The sequence below is a fragment of the Pedobacter sp. UC225_61 genome (assembly GCF_044452285.1).
In the GTDB taxonomy this organism is placed as follows: Bacteria; Bacteroidota; Bacteroidia; order Sphingobacteriales; family Sphingobacteriaceae; genus Pedobacter.
In genome coordinates, this window is sequence record NZ_JBIOAL010000001.1 from 1,642,583 (window position 1) to 1,668,625 (window position 26,043).

The window sequence follows — 26,043 nt, forward strand, 5'->3', positions numbered from 1 at the left end:
AAGCCTTTTCTTTTTGTATCTACTTATGATTACTAAATAACCAAGGAAGTAAATTAGGTTCTGCAAAAGTAGAATCCCAACTGTTGTGATTTGCTTTTAAGTAAATGGTGTATTTAGGTTCATGTCCTAATTTTTTTAACTCTCTGTACACATTGTAAGATAATTGTGGGTTAACCACATCATCTAGTCCTCCGTGGAAAATCCACAATGGCACATTTTTATATTTCTTTGCATTTGCGGGATTATCGCCACCACAAATTGCAAATGCGGCTGCGAAAGTATGTGGTTTGCGTCTTAAAATTTCAAATGTTCCCATTCCACCCATAGATAAACCACCTACATAAACTTTGCTCTTATTAACAAAAGACTGATTTAAAAAATGATCAGTTAGCTTTAGTAAAAGTGCCATTGGCTTTGTAGGTTCACCACCTTTTTGAAAAGTAAAAAAACGTTTACCGCTTACTTCTTCAATTTCTACATTAGACCAATAGCCATTTTCTTCACATTGCGGAAAGATAACAATAGCTGGATTAGTTTTTCTGAACTCTTCTTTTAGGAATAATTTAGCGCCATGTGTTAACTGCTTTTCATTATCATTACCTCTTTCTCCACTACCATGCAAGAAAAAAACAACAGGATATTTTTTTGTGGCATCAAAGTTTTCTGGATATAGTATTCTGTATTTTAACGTATCAGTACCTTGAATAAAATTTTCTTTTTTGTACTTGGATAAATCTTGAGCAAATGTCGAAGAAATCGTTACGCAAAATAATATTAATAGAATAGTCTTTTTCATGGTGTTTTATGAATTTATGCTGAAGATTGCTTTTTACTTCACCAATTTAAAATCAGCTTCTTTAACATCTCTAACATTTGAACCTACAAATACCTTGAAATCGCCAGGCTCAGCAATAAATTTAAGATCACTAGTATAGAATTTCAAATCTTCTTCAGTCAGGTTAAATGTAACCATTTTACTTTCTCCAGGTTGCAATTTAATTTTTTGAAATCCTTTTAACTCTTTAACTGGTCTAGTACTTGTGCCAACTAAATCACGTATATAGAGTTGAACTATTTCTTCTCCAGCCAATTTTCCAGTGTTTGTTATGGTTGTGGTTACTGTTATTTTTTGACTAGGTTTTAATGTGTTCGAGCTCAATTTTAAATCTCCATAAGTAAATGTTGTGTAGCTTAAACCAAATCCAAAAGGATATAGAGGTTCATTACTTACATCTAAATAATTCGATTTAAATTTTGTAAACCATTTTCCATCTGGCAATGGTCTACCTGTATTTTTATGACTATAATAGATAGGAACTTGCCCAACATTTTGAGGGAAAGTTACAGGTAGTTTGCCAGAAGGGTTCACATCTCCAAATACTACATCAGCAATTGCATTTGTTGTCTGAATACCACCAAACCAAACATTTAATATGGCTGGCACATTTTCACTTTCCCATTTTATAGCTAATGGTCTACCAGTAAATAAAACCAAAACAACAGGTTTTCCTGTTTTTAATAAAGCATTTAATAGTCTTTTTTGGTTTTCAGGAATTCCAATATCTGTACGACTTGAACTTTCTCCGCTCATTTCAGAACCTTCGCCAAGTGCTGCTACGACAACATCAGCTTTGCTAGCGTTTTGAACTGCCTCTTTAATTAATTCATCTTCACTGCGGTTGTCTCTTGGTATTTCTCTTCCAAACATGGTCGAGTTTATTTGAAGAGTTTCATCAGTTGTAAGATTTGACCCTAAACTATAAGTAATCTTCACATTATCACCACCTACATTTTTTAAACCTTCCAATAAAGATGGAACTAAATTCATATCAGCATTTACACTCCATGTACCTGGCATATTTGCTTTTGTATTCGCTAATGGGCCAATTACTGCAATATTGCCTGATTTTTTAAGTGGTAAGGTTTGATTTTGATTCTTTAACAATACAAAAGTTTTAGTCGCTGCTTCTCTGGCAAATTGAATGTTAGCAGGGGTTAAGATTTCATTTTTAGCACGTTCTTCATTACAATATCTAAAAGGATCTTCGAACAAGCCTAATTTATATTTTGCTTGTAAGATTAAGCGACAAGAATTATCTAGTTGAGTGATAGTTACTTTTCCTTCTTTTAAAGATTGTTTTAACGTTGATAAAAAACCCTCGCTCACCATATCCATATCAGTACCCGCTTTTAAAGATAAAGCAGAAACAGTTTTTAAATCACCTAACCCATGATCTATCAATTCACTTACTCCTGTATAATCAGAAACGACAAAACCTTTAAAGCCCCATTGTTTGCGTAATAGATCTGTTAGCAACCATTTATTTGCAGTTGCTGGAACTCCATTTATATCGTTAAACGATACCATAATACTACCTGCACCCGCATCAAGGGCAGCTTTGTAAGGAGGAAGATAATCGTTATACATTCTATCCAAGCTCATGTCGGTTGTATTGTAATCTCTACCCGCTTCTGCAGCGCCATATAAAGCGAAATGTTTTACACAGGCCATAATGGTATTGTACTTTGATAAATCATCTCCCTGATATCCTTTAACCATTACTTTGGCAATTTGTGAACCTAAGTAAGTATCCTCTCCACTTCCTTCTGCAATTCTACCCCAACGAGCATCGCGAGCAATGTCTACCATAGGCGAAAATGTCCAGTTTAAACCATCTGCACTTGCTTCTATAGCAGCAATCCGAGCTGTTTTTTCAATTAAAGGTAAATCCCAACTTGCCGCTAAAGCCAAAGGAATTGGAAATGTGGTTTTATAACCATGTATCACATCTTGTCCAAAAATTAATGGAATTTTTAAACGACTTTTCATGGCAATTTCTTGAGCTTTGCGAATTTTTTCAGGAGTAGTTAAACTGAAAATGCCACCCACATTACCTTTTGCTATTTTAGATTCAACATCAGTACTTACTGCTGCTCCAGTTGTTGCTTCTCCGCCAGTTAATAAATTTAATTGGCCAATTTTTTCATCAACAGTCATTTTAGATAATAAGTTGTTAATGAATGTATTCATCTTTTGCTGCGCAGGATTTTCTGTTTTCTTTTGCTGGGCAAAAATAGAATTTGAGATAAGAGCGGCTAATAAAAGAAGGTAACTGAGTTTTTTCATTGTTGTGTGTATTTTGTTATTCAATTTTTATTTTTTGTAGGTAAATCCTAATTTATCCAATCCTTTTTGAACTTCTGGCGCACTCATAAATAAGTTCCATAATAAACCAGTTCTTCCGTTTTCTATCATAATCACAATAGGGCCTTGATCAATTCCTAAGTATCTTTTTGGATACCAATTTTCGGTTTCACTGTAAGCATCGTAAAAACCAAATTCGCCCCAAACTTTATCGTTTAGATTTTCGTATAAATTTCTCATTACTTGTAAGCTTTCTTTAGGGGCATAAGGATAAGATGAAAGTGCTGCAGTTGGACTAATCACTCCAAAATCTTCATTTGGCATGTGTGCTGCATAACCTTTTACGGAATAGCTTGCCGTTAATCCCCATGAATTTTTTCCATAACCTTTAAAACCTTTGGGGTTAGCAATGGCATAGTTGTAATTGATTAAAGTTTGATTTTTATTTTCTTCCCAATAATTAGCGTATTTGTCTTTTAGTCCAGTCGGATTTAAACCTAAATAAGAATAATGTGCCCAAAATAATGGTCCAATACTCTCCCCAACTACATTATGTTTTAATTTAATTGGATGACCGTAAATACTTATATTAGTGTTTATGGCTCCACTTTTAGCCCAACCTTGGTAATAAACTTCAGCTGGAACACCATGAGTTGGTGAAGAAGCTGCCATAATGTAGGTAATTAAGCATTCATTATAACCTGTAATGGCAAAATTCATTTTCCATCCAGAATTAGGTGACCAATGCCAATACAGCACATTTTCGTTATTTTTTCTATAAAAATTCCAATCTATACCTTTCCATAGTTCGTCAGCTTTATTTGCTAATGCCTTTTCTGCTGCATTACCGCTTGCATAATATTGGCGAACGCAGATTAAAGCCTGAGCTAAAAACGAGGTTTCTACTAAATCCCCTGCATCATCATTTTTACCAAATGCTTTTGGTTTACCCGAAGATAGCATCCAGTGTGGCCATGCACCATGAAACCGATCTGCCTTTGCTAAAAAATCTATTCCTTTTTTAAGATGAGCAAACCCCTGTTCTCTAGTTATAAATTTACGTTCAATCGCCACTAATGTTCCCATTATACCAAAACCACTTGCGCCTGTTGCAATGCTATTCTTATCGTTTTCAGGGTAAATATTATCGCTATGGTAGCGTTCTCTTGCTAAACCAGAAATAGGTTCAGCACCTTCATAAAAATACTTATAGGTTTGTTTTTGAACTAAAGTTAATAGTTCATCATCACTAAGATGTTTTTGTTTAACTACAGATTTTTTTTGCTGTGAAATGCAGCTGTTTAATACAATAAGAAGGGGAAAGATATATAAAAATTTCATTTGTGTGTGGTGTTTTTTAAATGTTAGGACTTGTAAAACCTAAGTTTGTCATTCCTGTTTTTACTTCTGGAGCGCTCATAAATAAGTTCCATAGTAATTTGCTGCGGTAATTCTCTATCATAATGATGATTGGACCTTGATCAATGGCCAAAGTTGATGTAGCAAACCAAGGATCATTTAACTTAAATGAATCTACAAAGCCATAGTCTTTCCAGATTTTATCGCCTAGTTTATAATAGAAAAATTTAAGTGCTGCCATAGATTCTGTTGGTGTATAAGGAAAAGATGATAAGGCTGCGGTAGGAGCAATTACTCCTAAATCATTTATTGGCGAACTAGCTGCATATCCATTCGGAACATCGCTGGCGGTAAGCCCCCAACATTCCGCACTGTAACCCACATTTTTTGCAGGATTGGCAACACAATAGTTGTAGTTAATTGAGGTATGTGCTTTAGTTTGGGTTTCATAATTAGCATAAGCATCTACCAAACCCATCGGATTTACCCCTAAAAAAGTGTAGTGCGCTAAGAATAATGGTCCACCATTTGCCACACCCAAAGGCAATTGCACACCGTAATATGTATTTCCGTTTTTCATTGCACCGCTTCTTGCCCAACCTAAATCGTAAACTGATTTTGGAATTGAATAAGTAGGTGATGATGCAGCCAGTATATACGTGTTTAGCGCTTCATTCCAGCCCTGTAATGGTAAATTCATATCCCAGTTATACGTTGGGCTCCAATGCCAATACAACACATTTCCGCCATCTTTTCTAAACCACGACCATTCTACTCCCTTATAAAGTGTGGTAATGTCGTTTCTTAAGTTAGTTTCTGCAGCATCAGTTCCGGTAAAATATTGTCTAGCGGTTATTAAACCCTGCATTAAGTAAGAAGTTTCGACTAAATCTGCACCATTATCTTTTGTGCTAAAAGGAATTACTTTCCCAGTATTTCCATCTAGCCAATGCGAATAAGCACCATGGAAGCGATCTGCAGTTTTTAGAAAAGCTACAATTTTTTGTAATCGAGCCAAACCCTCTGCTCTTGTAATAAAGTTTCTGTGAATTCCAGTTACAATTGCCATGATACCAAAGCCAGAACCTCCTGTAGTTACAATATCCCCAGATAAATTTCTTTCTCTAGCTAAGCCACTTGTAGGGTGTCCGAAATCCCAAAAATATTTAAAAGTTTGTTTTTGAACTAAAGTGAGAAGTTCATCATCAGTAATGCGAGGAAACTTGTCAGCGTTGTCTAATCCTGAAACCAAGGTGATTTCGACTGGATTGATTAAATTTCCGCCTCCAGAAGATTTTAAAGCATTATTGATTGTTAATGAATAAGAAGAATAGGACTTGAAATCACTCTGTGGAGTAATAATAATAATTTTATTCCCATCTTGATAAGTGGTTGAAAACGGCATTGAATTTCCTGCAGCATCTTTTAAAGATACTCCGCTCGAAACCGTTGAAGTGTTGATGGCTTCGGTAAAGTTGAATTTTATAACAGGCTTTAAGTTGGCTACGTTATATTTCAGGGTTCCATTATAAATGTCATTTACAGTAAATGAAAGAGATGTATCTATATTGGCAATTGGCTCAGTTTTACTTTTTTTGCAACTGATAAAAAATAATAGTAAAACAGCTAATGAAACACAAGTAAGTTTTGAATAGCCTTTAAAAGAAATAAATTGCATTTGCACTTATTATTAGGGTACATTAAAGAACATAGCACCACAATCGTAGTGCTATGTTTTAAATATTGAAATTATTTACCTGCTAAACCAAGGTTATATAATGCCTTAATATAGGCTTGTGGTAAATTTGTATTATATACTCTAACCTCATCAATTGATCCAGTCATAGCACCAAAATTTGTATCTGAATTTACAGATTTCCCAGGAATTACGTTGTAGTTTGCACCCATTATGATTTCACTAGGTTCGTATGAATTAAATAAACTGGTTCCAGTTCCTCTGTTTGGATAGTTACCAATTTTAATTGCATTAGCCCAAATATCAAAAGTCCCAGTAAGACCATCATAAGTAATTAGCAAATGCACCCACTTGCTTGCACCTATTTTAGGCGAAAGATTTGTAGAACCATAGTTGTTAATATTATCTTGGCGCCCACCACCTACAGTTGTAAAATATGGATGAATTTGAATGTAATCTGTGTTGCTTGCAGGATTGGCATTTGTCTCCAAAATAAAATCCAAACTTCCGTCAAATATTCCTGGTCTAGCAATTTGAAATAACATCGTTTTTTTCGAACCATTATTTAAAATTTGTACCCATTCACTTATGGTAAAGCTTTTAAACGCAGTTGTTTTAAATGCATCGAATTGTTTGCCATAATACATGTAACCGCCAGTTAAACTTAACGCTTGTCCTTTAACTCCTCCCGCAATAAATGCATCATTTAAAGTTGATGTAGGTGCTGTACCAGTTTTAAGTTCATTTTTCGTTCCATCAAAAGACCAATAGGCCACTAGATTTTTTGAATAAATTTCATCGGATGAGCTAAAGCCATCTATTTTTCCAGTATAATCTGAAGGACTTACATCTGGTAAGTTGTTAGGATTTCCATCTTTTTTACAAGATGAAATAACTGTTGCAGCAAGGACTAAACCTAGCATACAACCTTTTGTATATAAATTTGAAAATTTCATTTCTAATTTTTTAAAGATTAATAATTATGGGTTTTGTGTTAAAACGCCCTTACTTAAATCTATCTGAACTTGAGGAATTGGTAATAAGTTATCGCGGCTAGCAACGAAAGCTGTTTTTCCAGCTGCTGACATTTCAGCTTGCGAAATGCCCCAACGAACAATATCAAAGAAACGATCGTGTTCCATTGCTAATTCAATTCTTCGTTCATGTTGTATTGCTAAACGTAGGGCAGTTTGATCTGTTGTTGTGATATTAGGTAAAATAGCAGTATTGCCATTTCTAGCTCTAAAGCGAACACTGTTAACTGCAGCTAAGGCAGCAGTAGTGTTTGCTGTACCACCAATTTCATTTGCAGCTTCTGCATACATTAAAACAACATCTGCATAACGTAAAATACGAACATTCATCCAGTAGCCAAAAGTATCATTAATAGAAGCTCTAAAAGTTGGGTTGGTATATACTTTTTGATTGTAACGTGGATTTGGTAAACCAATTGGAGTAATTTCTCCATAAATGGTTATGCCAGGCGTAGTAGCTGTACTAGTGTATAAAATTGTTCGGGCTTTTCTTGGATCACCTGGTTCATAGGCGGCTTCTAATGCAGTGCTTGGAGTATTCCAACCCCAACCCATATTCCAAACCCCAGATCCTCTTACTCCTTGAATACTCGCATATTGAACACCATTGTCAGTTTTAACTTTGGCGTTTGCAGTTGCTTGTACTTCAAATACTGATTCTTTACTGTTTTCTCCAGATTCACTAAAAATTTTATCATATGGAGTTGATAAATCATATTGACCAGAGGTCATTACCAAATTAGCTGCACCCATTGCCGCAGCCCATTTTTTTTGTGTTAAATAAACTTTAGCTAACATTCCATTTGCTGCCCCTTTAGTAACGCGACCTACAAATTTCGATTCCCAACTAACAGGTAAATTTGCTGCTGCAAAAGTTAAATCACTTTCTATTAATGCATAAATTTCAGCAGGTGTGCTTTGAGGTACATTAGATTGTTCTACAGTCAATACTTTATCAATCAAAGGTACCCTTCCAAATAAACGAACTAACATAAAGTAAGCATAACCACGTATAAATTTGGCTTCTGCTCTCGACTGTGTTTTGATGGCATCAGTAGCAATAATAGTAGCATCATTATCAATTTTATCTAGCGTGATGTTACACTTGTTTATTAATGCATAGTAACCAGTCCATAATGAATTTGCTCTTCCGTTATTAGCTAATACAGGAAAATTATCCATTGAAATTACATCTGAACCGCCATCAGATGCAGTACTTCCTTTATCAGCATCATCACTTCTAATGCTTGTAGCAACTATAAAAGCATCCGAATGAACTCCGTAAGCTCTCAAGTCATTATATGCCCCAAAAAGATATTGATCATAAGCGCCTGAACCACTTGGGTAAGGGTAATCTCCTGATGTATATTCTCCTTGTTTTTGCGTGTCAAGGAAATTTTTACAACCCGAAGAAATAGAAATTAGGCAAATTGCAATCATTACAATACCAAAATTTCTTTGTGTTTTATTAAATTTTTTCATGTTATATGAATTTAATGCTGTTCTTAAAAAGTTACGTTTAAACCGAATGAATAAATCGCAGGTACTGGATAAACACCATTGTCTGCACCACCACCTAAAATACTACCAATTTGTGCTTCAGGGGTATAGCCGGTTACTTTGCTCCATGTTTTAACATTCTGACCACTTACATATAACCTCAATTTTGAGATACCAACTTTGCTTAAAGTGTTAGCGCCGAAAGTATAACCGAGTTGTACATTACGTAATCGGAAATAATCTCCAGGCTCTAAATAATAAGTGCTGAATAAATAATTATTACCACGAGAATTATCTAAAATTGGCTCGATATTGCTTGAACCAACCCCACTCCATGCGTTTAATCTATTGCTTTCGTAGTTTAAAACTGCAAATGTACTTGTACGACGTTGTGTATATATTTTATTTCCAGCAACACCCTGTCCTTCAATCATTGCATCAAAACCTTTATAATTCATACTTAGATTTAAACCATAACTGTACGGAGGGAATGGAGTTCCCAAATAAGTTCTATCTGCAGAGGTTATTTGACCATCTTTATTAATATCTGCGTAGGCGATATCACCTGGTAATGAATTTGAAAAATGAGGAAGTTTATCTAAATCTGCTGTTGATTGATAAATACCAACTTGTTTATACCCATAGAAATAACCAATAGATTGACCTGTTTCAGTTAAATTAGCACCACCATTTCCAATAATTTGGAAGTTGGTTGCATTACCTAATGAGTTAACTCTGTTTTTATTGTAACTAAAATTACCTGAAATGTTGTAACCAAAATCTTCACCAATTTTGTCTGTCCAACCCATGCTTACCTCAATACCCTTATTAGTAATCTTACCTAAGTTGGTAAAGTATGCTAATCCACCTTGCGAAGCAGGTAATGGGTAACTTGTAATAATTCCGTCTGTTGTTTTGTTATAAAGGTTAATTTCTGCATTCATTCGATTGTTAAATGCTCTAACATCTAATCCTAAATCTACACCTTGAACAATTTCAAAATGTAAGTTTGGATCTGGAATATAAGCGTTTTGAACCGCTGTATAAATATTTTCGCCAAATACAGCTGTAGAAGAACCTGATAGACCCTGCTGATATAAATTAGAACCTAACGAATTAGAATTTCCTAATCTACCCCAAGCAGCACGAATTTTTAAGAAATCGATACCCTTAATGTTGTCTTTAAAGAATTTCTCATCAGATGCAACCCATCCTAAACCGATACTTCCAAAAGTACCCCATCTGTTTTCGGGAGCAAATCTAGAACTTCCATCTCTACGAATAGTTGCGTTTAATAAATATTTGTTTTGATAGCTATAGCTTACGCGACCAAATGCACCAGCATTTGATTCTTCTCCACCACCACCACCATTAGAAGTAATGTTATTTGGGTTAATGATATTTATGTACCATAAGTTTGGATCAAATGGAACTTTTAATGTTGAATTTGTTCTAGAACCACTTAAAGATGTGCTAGATGAGAATACGGATGTAAAACCAATCAGCGCATTTAATTTATGACCACCCTTAAACTCTTTATCGTAGTTTAAAGTATGATCTTGTTGGTATTTACGATACTCTGCTTGCGCTTGACTTACACTTGTTCTAACAGTATTGTCGTAAAAAGTAGAAGTTGCAGCAGCGCCTTCCCCTAAATTAATTACTGTAAATGGAAGTGGTGAATAGCTTCTCGTATTATTAAAACCCAAATCTGTATATACTGTAGATCTAAGTGTGAAATCCTTTAAGAATTTAATTTCGGCAAATAAATTTCCATTAATTCTATAACCACGGTTAATAGAAGTATTTCTGCCACGATTTAATGCAGCAACAGGATTACCTACTTGCGCTCTTTGGAAAGAAGGCATGCTATAATAAGTATTTGCATCAGTTTGTATTGGTACAATTGGCGCTGCCCAAATGGCATTATTTAAACCAGCAGATGTTGGTTCATTTCTCCAATGAAAACCAGTTAAATCTCCGCCAACTTTAATTTTGTCAGTAATTCTAATTTCCTCGTTTAATCGAGCAATAAACTTTTTGTAGTTGTTGTATTTTACAACTCCATCTTGGTTGTTATAACCAATGCTTAATAAAGTTGTGCTCTTTTCTCCACTATTTGAAATACTTAATGAGTTGGTATTAATTACAGCGTTACGAAGAATTTCATTTTGCCAATTGGTGTTGGCCGTATAGTTTGTATAATCAAAAGGAGCTGCACCTAAATTAGCAAGTTGAGCAGAATATAATTTTTTAAATCCAGCTGCATCAACTACATCAATTTGATTAGTTACATGCTGAATACCAAGTGAACTTTGGAAATTAACTCTTGTTTTTCCTCTAGATGCTCTTTTAGTAGTTACTGCAATTACACCATTAGCACCTCTTAAACCATAAATTGCTGTAGATGAAGCATCTCTCAATAAGTCGATACTTTCAATATCTGCAGGATTTAAAAAATCAATATTGTCTTGCAATAAACCATCAACTACATATAATGGATTAGCACTATTTGTACTACTGATACCACGAATACGTACTGTTGGACTAGAACCAGGCGAACCAGAGTTTACCACTGTTAAACCAGCAACTTTACCCTGTAAAGATGAAATAGGATTTGTACCCTGAACTTTTTCGATATCTGCACCGCTAACACTTGTTATAGATCCAGTTAAATCTCTTTTTTTCTGTGTACCATAACCCACAACAACTACTTGCTGTAAATCATTTGATGAAGATTTAAGATCAATATTAATAGTTGTTCTACCATTAATTGCAATCTCTTGAGTAGCAAATCCTATATAGGTAAATACCAATGTGCCGCTTGCTGGTGCATTAATGGAATAGTTTCCATTAACATCTGTTTGCACTCCGTTACTTGTTCCCTTTACTATAACACTTGCGCCTGGCACAGGTAAACCTGTGTCATCTTTTATTATACCCTTAACTGTAACGTTTTGGGCATAAGCAACGTTTAATAGTAATAAACAAAAGAAGGTTAGAACAGAAAATTTTGTAAAGATTTTTTTCATACTGTTATGCATATTTGTTTAATTGATTAATCTAATTTTCTGTTTTTGTTTGGTTTCTACAAGAGAACGCACCTATACATTAATACATCAAAGCAATCATGTGTACTTTCTCAACTGAGTAGATAAATTGGTTTTTTAGTTCAAAAAGGATGTTTTATGAACGATAACAAGAAAATTACAGGTACTACAAAGTGAAATCTGTGTAGGGATAACAATGTAAAGAAAATGAAAGCATGAGAGGTAATGATGTAGTCCTAAAGTTCCATTAAAAACTCAACTAGGTTTTTATCGTGGGGAACTTCTAATTTTTTACGCAAACGATAGCGTCGTATTTCTACACCTCTAAGTGATATATTTAAGAGTGAAGCCATCTCCTTACTGCTCATGTTCATGTGCAAATAAGCACACAGTTTTAAGTCGTTTGGAACAAGATCTGGATGATTTGCTTTTAGTTTTTTGAAGAAACTCTCATGTGCTTCATTGAAACTGCTTTCGAATAAATTCCAATCCCGCTCATCATTCATTCCATCATCAATCACCTTTTGAATTTTGCGCAATTGATCTTCCGAGAGCTTTTTGCCATTTTCATCTTTCAACTTATTGATCTCCTCACTTAACTTCTGCAGCAATTCGTTTTTATACACTAAACTCATTGCAGAATTTGCTAACTCTCTATTTTTGCCAGCCAACTCGGCTTGTAGCTTCTCAGTCTGTAATTTGATGATATGCTTTTCTGTAGCTTCTGCTTCCTTCTTTAAGAATTCTTCTTTTTCAGTTTGTAGCTTTTGACTTATAGCGTGTTGGTCTTTACTTAATTTAGCTTCATAAATTCTTTTTCCTGCTACAAGTGCAATTACACCAATTAAAGCATAACATGCCAGAGCCCAATTACTACCATACCAAGGTGGTAAAACACTAAATTCAAAAACCGTGATAGCACTTATAGTTTCTTCATTTATTTTAGCTCGTACTTTAAACTTATAATTTCCTCTAGTTAAATTAGTGAAGTCTTTTTGTGTGGCCGAACTCCAATCGGACCATTGCTTAGAATATCCTTCTAGGTAATATTGAAATTTAATTTTAGATTGACGATAATAGGGTAGGGAAAAAGAAATGCGAATGTTGTTTCTACGAAATGGAATTTCAACGACTTCACCATTATTACCATTTTCTGTTAGTGTAGAATATTTATCGGTAATATCTTCTATTTTTCTAATTAAAACCGATGGTAATTTTAATTTCTCTTGCTTGCTTTCAGTATTGGTTGTGTTATAAATTACAAAGCCATCGTCAACGCTTATGAGATAAATTTTACTGCTGATCTGACTAATATTTTCATAATACTGTACCATTCGTCCATCTAGAATGCTAAATCTGTTTGAATCGATCAGTATTTTACCAGGCTCACTTAAATTAACCAAGCTCATTTTGCCATGGTTAATAAACCAATACTTTTTAAAACCAGCGTTAATAATTTTGTTGGATGAATAAAAACTGCCTAAATTTTTATTGAGCGCATCGTATTTGCTAAAGCGATTGCTAATTTCATCGTACACTAAAAAGCCAGAATCTGAAGAAAAAAGAATTTTATTCTCTACATTAAAAATGTTGATATTAAAGCTTCCTGGTAAGCCATTTTTCTCATCATAATATTTAATGTTAGTTGCTCTTTTTAAATCTGCACTTAAGGTTAATTTATACAAACCTTTATATGCATGACTTATCCAAATATCTCCTTTTGTGTCTTGCTCTACATATCGTGATGGTTCACCAAAGCCAGTTACTTTATGACTGAATTTCCAGTTTCCGCTCGCATCTTTTGCAAAAATAACTAGGCCATTGTAGGTTCCCTGAATTAAGAAATTAGGATTTGAATTTAGTTTCTTTATTGTCCATCCACCGCTAATGGTTGATATTCTTTCCATTCTATCACCAACAATGTTGAAAGTGCCATCATTGTGGCCGCATATCAACTGACCATCAATTTGGCTAAGTTCCCAAACCTGTCCTTGCGAATTTGGTATTAATTTAAAATCGAAGGAATTAAATAAATTCCCATTTTCTGGTAACCACGGGCTAGTGAATAAGCCTTGATTTGTACCTAGATATATTTTGTTTTTTACAATTAAACTTGAATATACTGTGCCGAACTGACCAGCTTTATCGAAATAAAAATATAATGGAGAATTTAGCTCTATTCTATCAATTCCGTTATCTAAACCAGCCCAAAGATTTTGCTCATTATCTGCGTACAAACTTAATATAGTATTATTTTGTAAACCACTAGATTTGTTTATTCGTTGAACAACATTCCCATCTTCATCGATAATAATTAGACCATTTAAAATGGTTCCATAGGCATAATATTTATTTAAAATTTTAACACCATTATTAAGTTGATAGGTTTTAAGAAAGGAATTCGCAGCGCTGAACATTGGACTAATCTTCTGACCATCATAAATGAAAAGTCCGTTTTTACTAGTGCCAATAATAAAACTATTGTTTTTGTAAGGAAGAATAGAAAGTACGCCTGTTTTTAAAAGTGTCTCACTTCCAGCTATTGGGACTAAATTTTTACCTTGTAACTCAAAAATGCCCCTCCCTAAAACTTCTGCAAAAAGACGGTTTCCTGCTTGATGCAGAAACAAAAATGCATTTGGCGCTTTAACAACGCTTATTTTTTTATTTTCGTAACTGTAAATGGTAGAGAAAGATTGAAAAATAATCTTTTTTCCAACCACATAAATTTTCCAAATTTCATCCGTTATTTTGTTTGGTTTTGGAATTAACTTAACCAAAGAAGTGTAAATAAGGCGTTTGTCTTGATAAGACCAATAGCCAAACTCACCAAAACTTCCAGTATAGATCATCCCTTTTGTATCGGTAGCTACAGCACGTACTATTTGGCGATTTGGCATTTTATATTGCTGCCAATATTTACCATCGTAAGTAAGTAAACCTTCGGCATTGCCAAAATACATGATTCCATTTTTATCTTTTGCTATCGACCAATTTTGATTGCCTGATAAATAAGATGATTTAGGATAATTTTGAACATAAGGAACCCCAATACTTTGTATATCGCTAGCCAAAAGAGTAGTTGCTTGGAGTAAAAATGCTAAAAAGACAAGAAGATATTTAAAAGATTTATTTTTCATTTATAGCAAATCGCGACCCTAATTCATTGCAAAATAAATATTTAAACTATATAAATGATGATGTATTGTTATTTCTTAATGAATGCAAAGAAAACAGCAAGAATAATGAGCGCAAATGCGACCATGTGATTCCAAGCAATCTTTTCTGTTTTAAAAAATAAGATAGAGAAAATAAGAAAAACACTAATTGAAATAGCTTCTTGTGTAATTTTTAATTGCATTAAACTAAAAGGACCACCATTCTCTTTAAAGCCAAATTTATTCGCTGGCACTTGAAAAATATACTCAAACAATGCAATTCCCCAACTAATAGCAATAATGCTAATTAACCCTAAACTTTTGCTCCACTCCATATCCTTAAACCTTAAATGGCCATACCAAGCCAAGGTCATGAATGTATTTGAAATGGTTAAGAATGCTATGGTGATAAGTGCTCTCATGCTTTTGCAACCTGCTGAGGAACTTTTACATAATAGCCCGTTCCATCATAAGGGCGTTTACGAGGATGGGTAGTACATTCTATTGAGCAGCAACCTTGCAGTTCTTCACCACACTCATCACATTGTGTAAAATGCTCATTGCACTCTGGATTTGCACAATTAATCATTTTTGGTGTTGTTTTACCACAATTATAACAGGTAGAAACAATGGTCGGATTAACAGAATTTACATCAACTGCAATACGGTTATCAAAAACATAGCATTTTCCTTCAAAATCTTTACCGCCAGCTTCTTTACCATATTTAATAATGCCGCCATGCAATTGATATACATCTGTAAAACCATGGTGCAATAGCAAGGCAGATGCTTTTTCACATTTAATGCCACCAGTACAATAGGTCATTATCTTTTTATCCTTGTATTTGGCTAATGCATCAATTTGATCTGGAAAATCACGGAAATTCTCAATATCAAGTGTGACAGCATTTTTAAATTTGCCTAAATTATGTTCATAATTGGAACGGACATCTAAAACAACTACATCATCGCGATCTAACATTTCGCTAAACTCTGCAGGTTCTAAATATTTTCCTGTTTTTTCATTAGGATTAATAATACTGGTATCACGTAAGCCAGAGTGTACAATTTCTGGTTTATACCTACAGTGCATTTTAATGAAAGAAGGCTCTGTAACCTCGTCAATTTTAAAATCTGTTTTAGCAAAACGTTCATCCGCGTTTAAATGCTCCATGTAAATTGCACATGCTTCTACAGTTCCAGAAACAGTTCCATTCAAACCTTCTTCGGCAATAATAATGCGGCCTACTAAGTTTAAAGATTTACAAAAAGCTAAATGATCTGCAGCAAATTGTTCTGCATTTGCTATTGGAGAATAGCAATAATAAAGTAAGGTATTGTATATCATAATTCATTGATACCGCTGCAAACGGCGTTTAATGCGTGACAAAGATAAGAAAATTAGTCAGGAAGACGGAAAGTCCAGAAGTTTAATTTGCAACTTTCTATAATTGGCTTTAAAAACTCCCGACTAAAGACCTCAGACTTTCGGACTAATTAAAATCCATAGGTTATCCTAAATCCTTGATCAACCTTTTTATTCCCGTCATATGCATAACCATAACTTGCGCCAAAACCTAAACGTTCGATACCAAAGTAAAACTCTTTGTAATTTCTTTTGCCTGGTTGTGTTAAATAGTTTACACCTACAATTTCCTCTAACTTTAACTTACGTAACAAAGGGATTTTATTAAGCATAAAGCCCGCAAAGTTATGTTCAAAATGAACTTCTACATACTCACGACTTGTACTGTATTGATAAAAATCTAAAAATCTAAATTTCCTCAAATTAGGAGGGAATATGGTTGAGTTGTTTCCTCTAAAATGTTTCATTTCTGGATAAAAGACGGTGGTGTTATTTAAAAATTTACCAGCGCCTACCACAAAAGACGAATAACCCAATAAACCTGTACTAATACGATCTTGATAAATTTCTACACTTAATAAATCATAATCTACATCACTATTTAAAACGCCTTTAAGCCCTTTTCTATACCCAATTTGAAAACGAGGATATTTTGATTCTTGATAGAATTTTCCGTCTGGTCTAGTTATATATTTTTGTCCAATAGTATACGTTAAACCTGCTGAAATACTTAATGAAGTATAGGTCGGAAATAGTGGCGTTTCAGTAGTAGGTGTAAACGGATTGTTGGATGTATATTCTTCGTCTTTAAGATCTCGAAGTTTATAAGTACTAGTGTTTTGTAAAGTATAATTTTTACTATAATCTATACTTGCAGAAGCTTGTAAACCATCAGCCAATTCTCTTGTACTATTAATATTGGCAAACTCTTTTTTGTAAAATTTAGAAAGATTTCGCTCAAAAAGTAACGTGTTAATAGAATTAGAAAGCAAACTCATTGAGCCATATCGATTAAGATCTGAAATATCTGTTCCAAAACTTGCGCCTACACTAGCTCGCTTTAATGGGTCGTAATAATAACTGCCACTTAAATTAGCTGTAAAAATATGGTTAGAAAACCCATAACGTGCTTCTGGCCTAATGCTATAACTTTTCCTATCCTCTAAATTTTTTCGAAATGTGATGCCATATTTTAATCCAAAACCTTCAACGGTGTTATAAAAAACGGACCTGATTATTGGGTCGAAAGAAATATATTTTTTCTCATATCTTTTATTAATGGTATATCCAGTTAATATCATTTTCCCGATGCCAAATTTATTATTTTCTTTCTCTAATGAATCTAGATAATGCTTAGAAGTTTTACGCAATGCGATACTATCCTTCTTTTTGTAATCGTATTTTTCTTCATCGGTTAACGGAATTGGACGGATATTCATCCAATACAATGAATCCTTTTTATTAACTGCTTTAGTTACTTTTAAAATCTCAGCTGTAAAATAGTTTTTAGGGAAATTAGGATGGATATTATAATCGCTGTAAATACCTACGTAATACCCTTCAAATTTAAAACCAAGTACATTTCCATTAAATTGAAATTTGATATCGGAAGGCATGTACACATTTTCAATCTTTATAAACTGCTGACTTATATTTAACGTGTCTACAAAATTAATTCCTGCATCTTCTGTTAAATTAAGGTTTGTGCCCATTAATCGCCAACTATCATCAGTAATATAAACTATACCTCTAAAAACAGGGTCATTTGTACGACGAGGAATGACCTCTATTTTATTTATGGTTACGCCATTTTCTTCCGTAGTTCCTAAAAGTTTGTACCTATAGTAGAATAAAGCGTTATCTGCAATTGGCGAAACAAAGCTTCGAGAGCTTAAACCAGTTCCTTCTAACAATAAATTTTCATAAAAATTGATAATTAAATCAGACGCTTTATTAAAACTGAAAGAGTTATTTCTACCAGAAACTTTTGAAGAAACCATCTCTTCATGAATTTTATTTGGGCGCTTAAAACTAAAAATTGATTGAGATTCTGATAAATACAAGATTCCTTTTCTATTCGTATCTAAATCGAGCGTTTTCTGAATATCTCTGCCAAAAAATTTCTTAGGAGCTCCAACTAATTTTTGCAATCCTTTTATATAGACACTACTACTATATTCATCTACTTCGTTTAAATGTATTTTTCTGTTTTTAATGGCTTGCCTAATTATTTCATAAGCAGGGTCTTCGGCATTTGGCCTAATAATCACATTTTTAAGTGTGTAGCTTTCTGATGCAAGTTTTTGGTTTAGCGTTAAATCTGAATTAACGGTTACAGCTTGTTCTGTAGTTTTAAATCCAATTGCTTTATATACTATCGTATAGCTGCCTTTGTCGAGTGAAAGCTTATATACTCCATCTGCATTCGCAGAGACACCTTTTGAAGTATTTTTTACATAAACAGACGCAAATGGAATAATTTCACCATTGTTCTCTGTTATTTTTCCACTAATTTGATATTGTTGAGCTACCGAAACATTAAAAAGAGCTAACATTAAAATTAGCAAGAGGTTAAATTTGTTCATATAAAATGATAAGCTATAAATATCGACTAAGTTCTAGAAGTTAACACAAATATTATGTTAAAGTTTGTTAACGAGCAAAATATTATATTTGCCAAAGCAAATCGTTATGCCTACGATTAGTCGCATCAAAATTTAAAATCATGTATAAAACTCTACAACCTGTATTACAAAAAGAACTCGAAGAAATAGAAAATGCTGGCTTATATAAACGCGAACGCATTATTACAACTCCACAAGGTGCTGACATTAAAGTAAGTACTGGCGCTGAGGTAGTTAACTTTTGTGCAAATAACTATTTAGGCCTTTCTTCACATCCAACAGTAATTGACGCTGCTAAAAAAGCAATTGATGAATATGGATATGGAATGTCATCAGTTCGTTTTATATGCGGTACACAAAATATTCACAAGGAGTTAGAAGCTAAACTATCTGAATTTTTAGGTACAGAAGATACAATTTTATACGCTGCAGCTTTTGATGCGAATGGAGGTGTCTTTGAACCTTTGTTTAATGCGGATGATGCTATAATTTCTGATGAATTAAATCATGCTTCTATTATTGATGGCGTTAGGCTTTGTAAAGCACAGCGTTTCCGCTATAAAAATGCGGATATGGCAGATTTAGAAGCGCAATTAATTGCTGCAAAAGCGTGTAGACACAGAATTATTGTAACCGATGGTGCATTTTCAATGGATGGTTCGGTTGCTCCACTTGATAAAATTTGCGATTTAGCAGACAAATACGAGGCCTTAGTAATGATTGATGAATCGCATTGCACTGGTTTTATTGGTAAAACTGGTCGTGGTACACACGAACACTTTGGAGTAATAGATCGCGTTGATATTATTACAGGTACGTTAGGTAAAGCCTTAGGTGGGGCATCTGGCGGATTTACCTCAGGCAAAAAAGAAATTATCGATATGCTTCGTCAGCGTTCACGCCCCTATTTATTTTCAAATACATTAGCTCCAGCAATTGCAGGTGCATCTGTGGCTGTTTTAAATATGTTGAGTGATACGACTGCACTACGTGATAAATTAGAAAATAACACTAAATATTTCCGCGAGAAGATGACAGCTGCAGGTTTTGATATTAAGCCAGGTTTCCATCCAATTGTTCCGGTAATGTTATATGATGCTAAAATTGCGCAAACTTTTGCAGCAAAAATGCTCGAAGAAGGAATTTATGTGGTAGGATTTTTCTATCCAGTTGTTGGGCAAGGAAAAGCTAGAATCAGAGTTCAACTTTCTGCAGCACATGAGCAACATCATTTAGATAAAGCAATTGCCGCATTTACAAAAGTAGGTAAAGAGTTAGGTGTTATTTAGTTCCCCATTTTAGTTTGAAATCATTTATGAAAAGCATCTCAAAAATTAGTGGTGTAGGATTTTTAATGTTAATGCTTTTCATAGCTTGTGAAAAAGTTGAACAGCCTTCGTATCAAACAAAAGCAGAAGCTCAATTAATAACAGATTTAGCATATGGCAACGATCCAAAACAAACCATGGATGTGTATTTGCCACCAAATCGTACCTCAAATACCAGTGTAATTATCTTTGTGCATGGCGGAAGTTTTATTGGAGGAGATAAAAATGATTATAAGGCTCATGCTATATATTTAGCGAATTGTGGTTATGCAGTATTAAACGTCAATTATCGTTTAGTAAATGGAACAGGTTTAAGCGAGACAAGATTAGAACCACCGCATATTGAAAGCGAAGTAAAGATAAAAGATCAGGTTAATGACGTAGCAACGGTTGTTGATTTCGCAATAGCACATGCTAAAGAGTGGGTAGTTAGTAATAAACGAATTGCAATCGCTGGGCATAGTGCAGGTGGTACATTAGCCTTGTTATATAGTTACGATGCAAGAAATACCAATAAAGTTCAAGCGGTATCAAATATGGCTGGAGCTTTAGATTTAGTATTTACAAATGTTTCAAATTGGCAATTTTACCCTAGGTATGTTTTTGAAGGTGGTTTCCGGTATACTGGATTTGATATTTCAATTGCTAATGAGAAATATTACAAAGAGATCAGCCCATTATTTACTGCAACTGAGAATAAAAGGATTTCAACTATAAACATTTTCCCGCAAAATAATGAAGTAATGGGATTGCCAAACCAAGATTTAGCAACTTTCGACAGATTTACCACAAGATTAGATGAACTCAAAGTACCTAATGAGTTCTTGTATGTTAGTGGTGCAGATCATAACTTTTCACAAACTGGCAAATGGCAACTTGTACTCGATTCAACAGTTGCCTATTTCAATAAAAATATAAAGTAACGCAGAGTAGATTGTTTTTGGGATCTTAGTTCATTTTCTTGTAATAAATACGTTTCAAGTTCATTTATAGACTCATGAGCTGTAAAATATTTCTATAAATTGCTGTATATTTGGCAGATGTTACAAGACCAGATTACACAGTATACGGCAGAAATCAACTCATTTGATACTACTAGTGCCGAAGAACTGGAACAATTCCGCATTCGTTTTTTAGGAACCAAAGGTATTATTAAAGATATTTTTGATGAGTTTAAAGCGGTTTCTCCTGAAGAAAAAAGAACCTTAGGTAAGGTATTAAATGAGTTTAAGCAATTAGCCGAAGCTAAATATCAAGCGTTAAGCGAAGTTACTGCAAGCGCAAAACAGAAAACTGAAAGTTCTAAAATAGACATGACTTTGCCTGGCGAGGGTTTCGAAGTTGGTGCTCGTCACCCTTTGGCTTTAGTTAGAAGAGAGATTATAGAAATATTTAATAAACTAGGGTTTAGCGTTGCTGAAGGTCCGGAAATAGAAGACGATTGGCATAATTTTTCTGCCCTAAATTTCCCAGAAGAACACCCAGCAAGAGATATGCAAGATACTTTCTTCATCCAAAAAGGAGGAGAAAAAGGCGATATCGCTTTGCGTACACACACGTCATCTGTACAAGTACGTATGATGGAAGCTGGTCAGCCACCATTCAGAGCATTAATGCCAGGTCGTGTATACCGTAATGAAGCAATTTCTGCAAGAGCACACTGCTTTTTTCATCAAGTAGAAGGACTGTATGTAGATGAGAACGTTTCATTTGCAGATTTGAAACAAACCTTATTTTACTTTGTTCAAGAGTTATATGGAGAAGGAACAAAAGTGCGTTTCCGCCCATCGTATTTCCCTTTTACAGAACCAAGTGCAGAAATGGATATTTCATGTACCATTTGTAAAGGAGATGGATGTCCAATGTGTAAATACAGTGGTTGGGTAGAGATTTTAGGTTGCGGTATGGTAGATCCTAATGTATTGGAAAACTGTGGAATTGACAGTAAAAAATACAGTGGTTTTGCATTCGGTATGGGTATTGAACGTATTGCCAATTTAAAATTCGAAATTAAAGATTTGCGTTTATTCTCTGAAAATGATGTGCGCTTCTTAAAGCAATATAAAACTGCAATTATATAATGAATAGGCTAATCGGTTTATTTTTGATGGTTTTACTTAGTGCATCTTGTGCTAAAGAAGAAAATCTAATACCCGATTTGCCTGTAAATTTTAGTGCACCATTAACAGATCCAAGGCTAAGCAGATTAAGCACAGCAGGTGGTGCGGTAAGTTTAACAGGGTATGGTGTGGCAGGCATTATCATTTATCGCAGGGCGGATAATGCATATGTGGCGTATGATCGCTGCAGTACTGTAAATCCTGAAAAGAAAAATGCAGTAATCGTAGATGATCCCTCATTAACGGCAACAGACCAAGTATCTGGAGCTAAATACTCATTATACGACGGCAGTCCGGTAAAAGCACCTGCTAAAACATCACTTAAAAAATACACTGTGATTATCACAAGTTCTACTATCCAAGTAAGCAATTAATGGAACCAGAAAAAATAAAAGAAAGCATCATAAGAGCTGCTAAAGAGTTATTCAGAAAATATGGTTACCATAAAACCAGTGTAAATGAAATTGCCAAAAAAGCACGAATTGCAAAGGCAACTATTTACAAATATTTCGATAGCAAAGAACAAGTTTTAGATGCTATTTTAATGGATTACCTAGATGTAAATCTTCACGAAATTTTAAGCAATAAGGTAACTTTTGCAAGTGAAGAAGAGCATTTAAAAGCATTGGTGATGAAAACTTGCCGTTTATCTTACACCGTTTGTAATGAGTTTATCGGTTGGGATTTCGTTCGTGAAAATGCCAATTCTCAAGAATTCTTAAAACATCTTTCAGATCAGTTAGAAGCACTTTTACTTTCTGCGTATCTAGAACTTGATCATTTTAAAAAGAACCCAGCTCGCCGTGGTGGATTGGCATTTCTACTAAAAGCCAGCAAAAGTATCGTCTTCTCTTTCGCCTTCACTTCCGTTAGTGATGCCGATGTTCGCAAGAACTTTGTCACTTTCCAAAAAGAGATATTGCCCTATCTGGTAAAGGCGGCTTTGTAATTACTTGCCATTCATTTCTCATTAGAAACTTTTTATTAACTTGGGAGTTCATGAGAAGAGCAATAATTTTAGCAATTTTTATTTGTAGTTCAATTATTAATTCAAGTTACGGTCAAGTTTCTGATTCTGTATTAATAATAGGCAAACCAGCTTTTTACTTGGTTTCGGATACAACTATTAGAATTGAATTAACAAATTCTTTAAAAGGTTTTTTGAGGACTAGAAATGATACATCTAAATCTAATCCGTACATAGAACAAGCTTATTTACTAAAAGATAATACTCCATTTAATTGGTTATTTAATGCTGAAGGTAAGATGCCAAATGGCGAGAATTTTTTCACGCCCACTTTGTTAGCGGTAATGCCTATTGGTAATGAAAAGTATATACTTAAAATTGCCTATATGGGTGTTGACAAGAAGCAATTTAATATTCCAAAATTAAATTTAATTACAACGCTTGAAGCAAGAAAAAACAGCAATGGATATTTCTTCTATAATGCGATTGACTACAATACCAGGTTGTATAATGTAAAGCAAGTTGGGGACATTAAATATATCTATCCAAATAAATTGAATAATGATAAAGCAAATAGGATGAATAGTTTTAATACATCTTTTGCGAAGAAATTTAATATTAAGCCTTTAAAAATAACGTATTATAAATGTGATGATCCGGAACAGTTATTTAAGATGTTAGGATATGACTATATTGAAAATATGTATTATTCTTTGTCTGGCGGATTTGCACATCAATGGACAAATACATTATTTGCGGGAAATAATTCTGAAATGTACCCGCATGAGGTTGTTCATTTTTATACATCTATATTGTTTCAACATCAATTTAGAGAAGTAGATGAAGGTTATGCCACTTATATTGGGGGCTCTGGTGGAGTAGGTGTAGAAAAGTTGGCAATTTTTGCTAAAACATATATAGCTAAAAATCCTAAAGATGATATTGGAGATTTAGCAACCAACTTTAAAATCCGTGTAGATGGTGGCGTTCCAATTACCTATATATTAAATGCGCTTGTTTGTAAAGATATCGAAGAGAAACTAGGAGTTGAAGGGATAAAAAAGTTATTCAGCCCAGAGCCACAAGAAGATTATTTTGCAACCCTAAAAAGACTAAATGGTGTTAGTAAGGAAGAATTTCCTAATTATATTAAAACATTATTGGCTAATTATTAGAAAATCCTTTTTTGAGCTTCGTCATAGAAATAGAAATGGCTGAAAATGCTTATGCTTATCAACAAGTATCTTTTTTAATCTGGCAAGTTTTAAAACGTTAAAAATTAAATTTCCAAATCACTTATGTTTTATTAAATAAATTAAAGTTGTTCTTTTCTAAGTAAGAAATAGCCTTATTTATTGCACGTAGATAAAAATAGGTGTGCGCAAAGCCCCATAGATTATACCAATTAAAAGTGTAGTGTTTTTTTAAATTTATATCGTAAATAACTGGAATTTCACGTTCACCTATAGTAGATCTCATTGATCCTTTACTAAATTTAATAGCTGATGGATCAATATCATGACCCACTATGATATTAATATACACTGTTAGAGAATATTCCGATTTTCCAGAAACAGCTTTGATAAAGCTTGTTGCCGCTGAGGTAAATCCTCTTATATATGCCTCATCGATTAACTTATCTGTTTTAGCAACAATTAAGATAAGTTTTAAGTCATACCCGTAGAATGGTTTTATATACCCTAATAATGCAACATCTGCTGTTGTACCGAAAATTTGTACGTTTTCAGCAATTTTTTGTAGTTCCATTAACTAATGTACAATTTATCACCGAAAACGATTTAAAATGTTATCTAATGATTAATTATCTTATATGAATTAAGCTTTTATTGGTTAGTGTCTTAATAACCAAAATCCAATCTGCTTTTCTAATCTTTCTAAGTTTGCAACCTTAGCAAACTATAAGTTTAAACACTTAATTGATTTAAATTGTCAAATCTTTTACAGCTTTAGGGGATAAAACTTTCTTTTAAGGTGTCGTTGCAATTTATACTGAAAAGTGCGCTATGTATTCATTTTTATGTATAAGTTGCTCTTAGTTTCTTCGGAGTTCCTTCGGAGCTTCTTCGGAGTTTGTTCGGACTTGCAACGGTTAACTCCGAACAAACTCCGTTTTAAGTACGAATGAAGTATGAATGAAAGATTAAGCTGTTATAGAAATCGTATTACTCTTTTTCCAAATTATTAGCATTTTATATTGTTTGTTATAACTTCTTTTTACCTCTCTAATGCCAAATAGAGCTAATCTTTTTATACTTCGTCATCTCGACTGGAGCAACGCGGAATGGAGGAACTTTCTAGATACAATATTTAAAGAATTTAGCTTTGCTGATTGCTGCGGGTTCTCCACTAGCTCGGAATGACGGAAAAAACTTAACATAAAATTAATATATACCGTTTTGGTTTTTGGTTCATAATAAGCTATATTTGTATAATTATCAACATAAAAACGTCATGAGTAAAGAAACTTTAGAAATCTCTGTAATGGTTGATGAACAATTTGATATGAGCTTTAACTTAGTAGAAGGCATTTTTGGATTAATCCTTAAAGTTTTTGGGAAGTAAGAAGATCAGTTGATTGTTTAGCCTCACCCAACCCTCCCCAAAGGGAAGGGCTAAATATGCTTTAAATTTTTTAGCCATAGATTAGCAGATTAATAGGGCATTATTTCTTTAAT

19 protein-coding genes are annotated in these 26,043 nt (G+C 33.9%); 7 read left to right on the top strand and 12 right to left on the bottom strand.

Annotated elements, in window-relative coordinates; translation table 11 throughout:
• Nucleotides 1-19: 19 nt before the first annotated feature.
• The 11 genes from ACHMWN_RS07840 to ACHMWN_RS07890 all read right to left on the bottom strand — a co-directional run bounded on the left by ACHMWN_RS07840 (nucleotide 20) and on the right by ACHMWN_RS07890 (nucleotide 18,893).
• Entirely contained in the window at nucleotides 20-796 is a 777-nt protein-coding gene (locus tag ACHMWN_RS07840) for a prolyl oligopeptidase family serine peptidase (protein WP_397299361.1), read from the bottom strand.
• 33 nt (nucleotides 797-829) lie between these two features.
• Nucleotides 830-3,127 carry a beta-glucosidase BglX gene (gene bglX / locus ACHMWN_RS07845; RefSeq protein WP_397299364.1) on the bottom strand — a complete coding sequence of 766 codons (2,298 nt, stop codon included), beginning with the start codon at nucleotides 3,125-3,127 and terminating at the stop codon, nucleotides 830-832.
• A 27-nt stretch (nucleotides 3,128-3,154) separates the two neighbouring features.
• Nucleotides 3,155-4,486: a glucoamylase family protein gene (locus ACHMWN_RS07850; RefSeq protein ID WP_397299367.1), complete on the bottom strand. Its 1,332-nt coding sequence runs from the start codon at nucleotides 4,484-4,486 to the stop codon at nucleotides 3,155-3,157.
• Between the two features lie 16 nt (nucleotides 4,487-4,502).
• Complete coding sequence (locus ACHMWN_RS07855) at nucleotides 4,503-6,182, bottom strand: glucoamylase family protein (protein ID WP_397299370.1); 1,680 nt, start codon at nucleotides 6,180-6,182, stop codon at nucleotides 4,503-4,505.
• A 71-nt stretch (nucleotides 6,183-6,253) separates the two neighbouring features.
• Nucleotides 6,254-7,156: a LamG-like jellyroll fold domain-containing protein gene (locus ACHMWN_RS07860; protein ID WP_397299373.1), complete on the bottom strand. Its 903-nt coding sequence runs from the start codon at nucleotides 7,154-7,156 to the stop codon at nucleotides 6,254-6,256.
• 24 nt (nucleotides 7,157-7,180) lie between these two features.
• Entirely contained in the window at nucleotides 7,181-8,716 is a 1,536-nt protein-coding gene (locus ACHMWN_RS07865) for a RagB/SusD family nutrient uptake outer membrane protein (RefSeq protein ID WP_397299376.1), read from the bottom strand.
• Nucleotides 8,717-8,739: 23 nt separating this feature from the next.
• Entirely contained in the window at nucleotides 8,740-11,766 is a 3,027-nt protein-coding gene (locus ACHMWN_RS07870) for a SusC/RagA family TonB-linked outer membrane protein (protein WP_397299379.1), read from the bottom strand.
• 254 nt (nucleotides 11,767-12,020) lie between these two features.
• A complete protein-coding gene (locus tag ACHMWN_RS07875) occupies nucleotides 12,021-14,924 on the bottom strand; it encodes a triple tyrosine motif-containing protein (RefSeq protein WP_397299381.1) in 2,904 nt (967 codons plus the stop codon).
• 68 nt (nucleotides 14,925-14,992) lie between these two features.
• Complete coding sequence (locus tag ACHMWN_RS07880; protein WP_397299384.1) at nucleotides 14,993-15,364, bottom strand: DMT family protein; 372 nt, start codon at nucleotides 15,362-15,364, stop codon at nucleotides 14,993-14,995.
• A complete protein-coding gene (locus ACHMWN_RS07885) occupies nucleotides 15,361-16,290 on the bottom strand; it encodes a rhodanese-related sulfurtransferase (RefSeq protein ID WP_397299386.1) in 930 nt (309 codons plus the stop codon). The genes ACHMWN_RS07880 and ACHMWN_RS07885 overlap by 4 nt, the downstream gene beginning before the upstream one ends.
• Nucleotides 16,291-16,439: 149 nt before the next feature.
• Nucleotides 16,440-18,893: a DUF5686 and carboxypeptidase regulatory-like domain-containing protein gene (locus ACHMWN_RS07890; RefSeq protein ID WP_397299389.1), complete on the bottom strand. Its 2,454-nt coding sequence runs from the start codon at nucleotides 18,891-18,893 to the stop codon at nucleotides 16,440-16,442.
• A 140-nt stretch (nucleotides 18,894-19,033) separates the two neighbouring features.
• Here ACHMWN_RS07890 and kbl point away from each other — a divergent pair, with 140 nt between their 5' ends.
• The 6 genes from kbl to ACHMWN_RS07920 all read left to right on the top strand — a co-directional run bounded on the left by kbl (nucleotide 19,034) and on the right by ACHMWN_RS07920 (nucleotide 24,522).
• Nucleotides 19,034-20,221: a glycine C-acetyltransferase gene (kbl, locus tag ACHMWN_RS07895; protein WP_397299392.1), complete on the top strand. Its 1,188-nt coding sequence runs from the start codon at nucleotides 19,034-19,036 to the stop codon at nucleotides 20,219-20,221.
• A gap of 26 nt (nucleotides 20,222-20,247) precedes the next feature.
• Nucleotides 20,248-21,183 (top strand): alpha/beta hydrolase, encoded by a 936-nt coding sequence (locus ACHMWN_RS07900; RefSeq protein ID WP_397299395.1) that lies wholly within the window; start codon nucleotides 20,248-20,250, stop codon nucleotides 21,181-21,183.
• Between the two features lie 117 nt (nucleotides 21,184-21,300).
• Complete coding sequence (gene pheS / locus ACHMWN_RS07905) at nucleotides 21,301-22,341, top strand: phenylalanine--tRNA ligase subunit alpha (RefSeq protein WP_397299398.1); 1,041 nt, start codon at nucleotides 21,301-21,303, stop codon at nucleotides 22,339-22,341.
• Nucleotides 22,341-22,754: a hypothetical protein gene (locus ACHMWN_RS07910; protein ID WP_397299401.1), complete on the top strand. Its 414-nt coding sequence runs from the start codon at nucleotides 22,341-22,343 to the stop codon at nucleotides 22,752-22,754. Before pheS ends, ACHMWN_RS07910 begins: the two co-directional genes overlap by 1 nt.
• Nucleotides 22,754-23,329 carry a TetR/AcrR family transcriptional regulator gene (locus ACHMWN_RS07915; RefSeq protein WP_397299404.1) on the top strand — a complete coding sequence of 192 codons (576 nt, stop codon included), beginning with the start codon at nucleotides 22,754-22,756 and terminating at the stop codon, nucleotides 23,327-23,329. Before ACHMWN_RS07910 ends, ACHMWN_RS07915 begins: the two co-directional genes overlap by 1 nt.
• 50 nt (nucleotides 23,330-23,379) lie before the next feature.
• Nucleotides 23,380-24,522, top strand: a complete 1,143-nt coding sequence (locus ACHMWN_RS07920; protein ID WP_397299406.1) for a hypothetical protein — start codon at nucleotides 23,380-23,382, stop codon at nucleotides 24,520-24,522.
• A 121-nt stretch (nucleotides 24,523-24,643) separates the two neighbouring features.
• Here ACHMWN_RS07920 and ACHMWN_RS07925 read toward each other — a convergent pair whose 3' ends face one another.
• The gene (locus ACHMWN_RS07925; RefSeq protein ID WP_397299409.1) at nucleotides 24,644-25,114 is read right to left on the bottom strand and encodes a hypothetical protein; all 471 of its coding nucleotides are present in this window, start codon (nucleotides 25,112-25,114) and stop codon (nucleotides 24,644-24,646) included.
• A 705-nt stretch (nucleotides 25,115-25,819) separates the two neighbouring features.
• Here ACHMWN_RS07925 and ACHMWN_RS07930 point away from each other — a divergent pair.
• Nucleotides 25,820-25,930: a phenylalanyl-tRNA synthetase subunit alpha gene (locus tag ACHMWN_RS07930; RefSeq protein ID WP_397299412.1), complete on the top strand. Its 111-nt coding sequence runs from the start codon at nucleotides 25,820-25,822 to the stop codon at nucleotides 25,928-25,930.
• The last annotated feature ends 113 nt before the right edge of the window (nucleotides 25,931-26,043 follow it).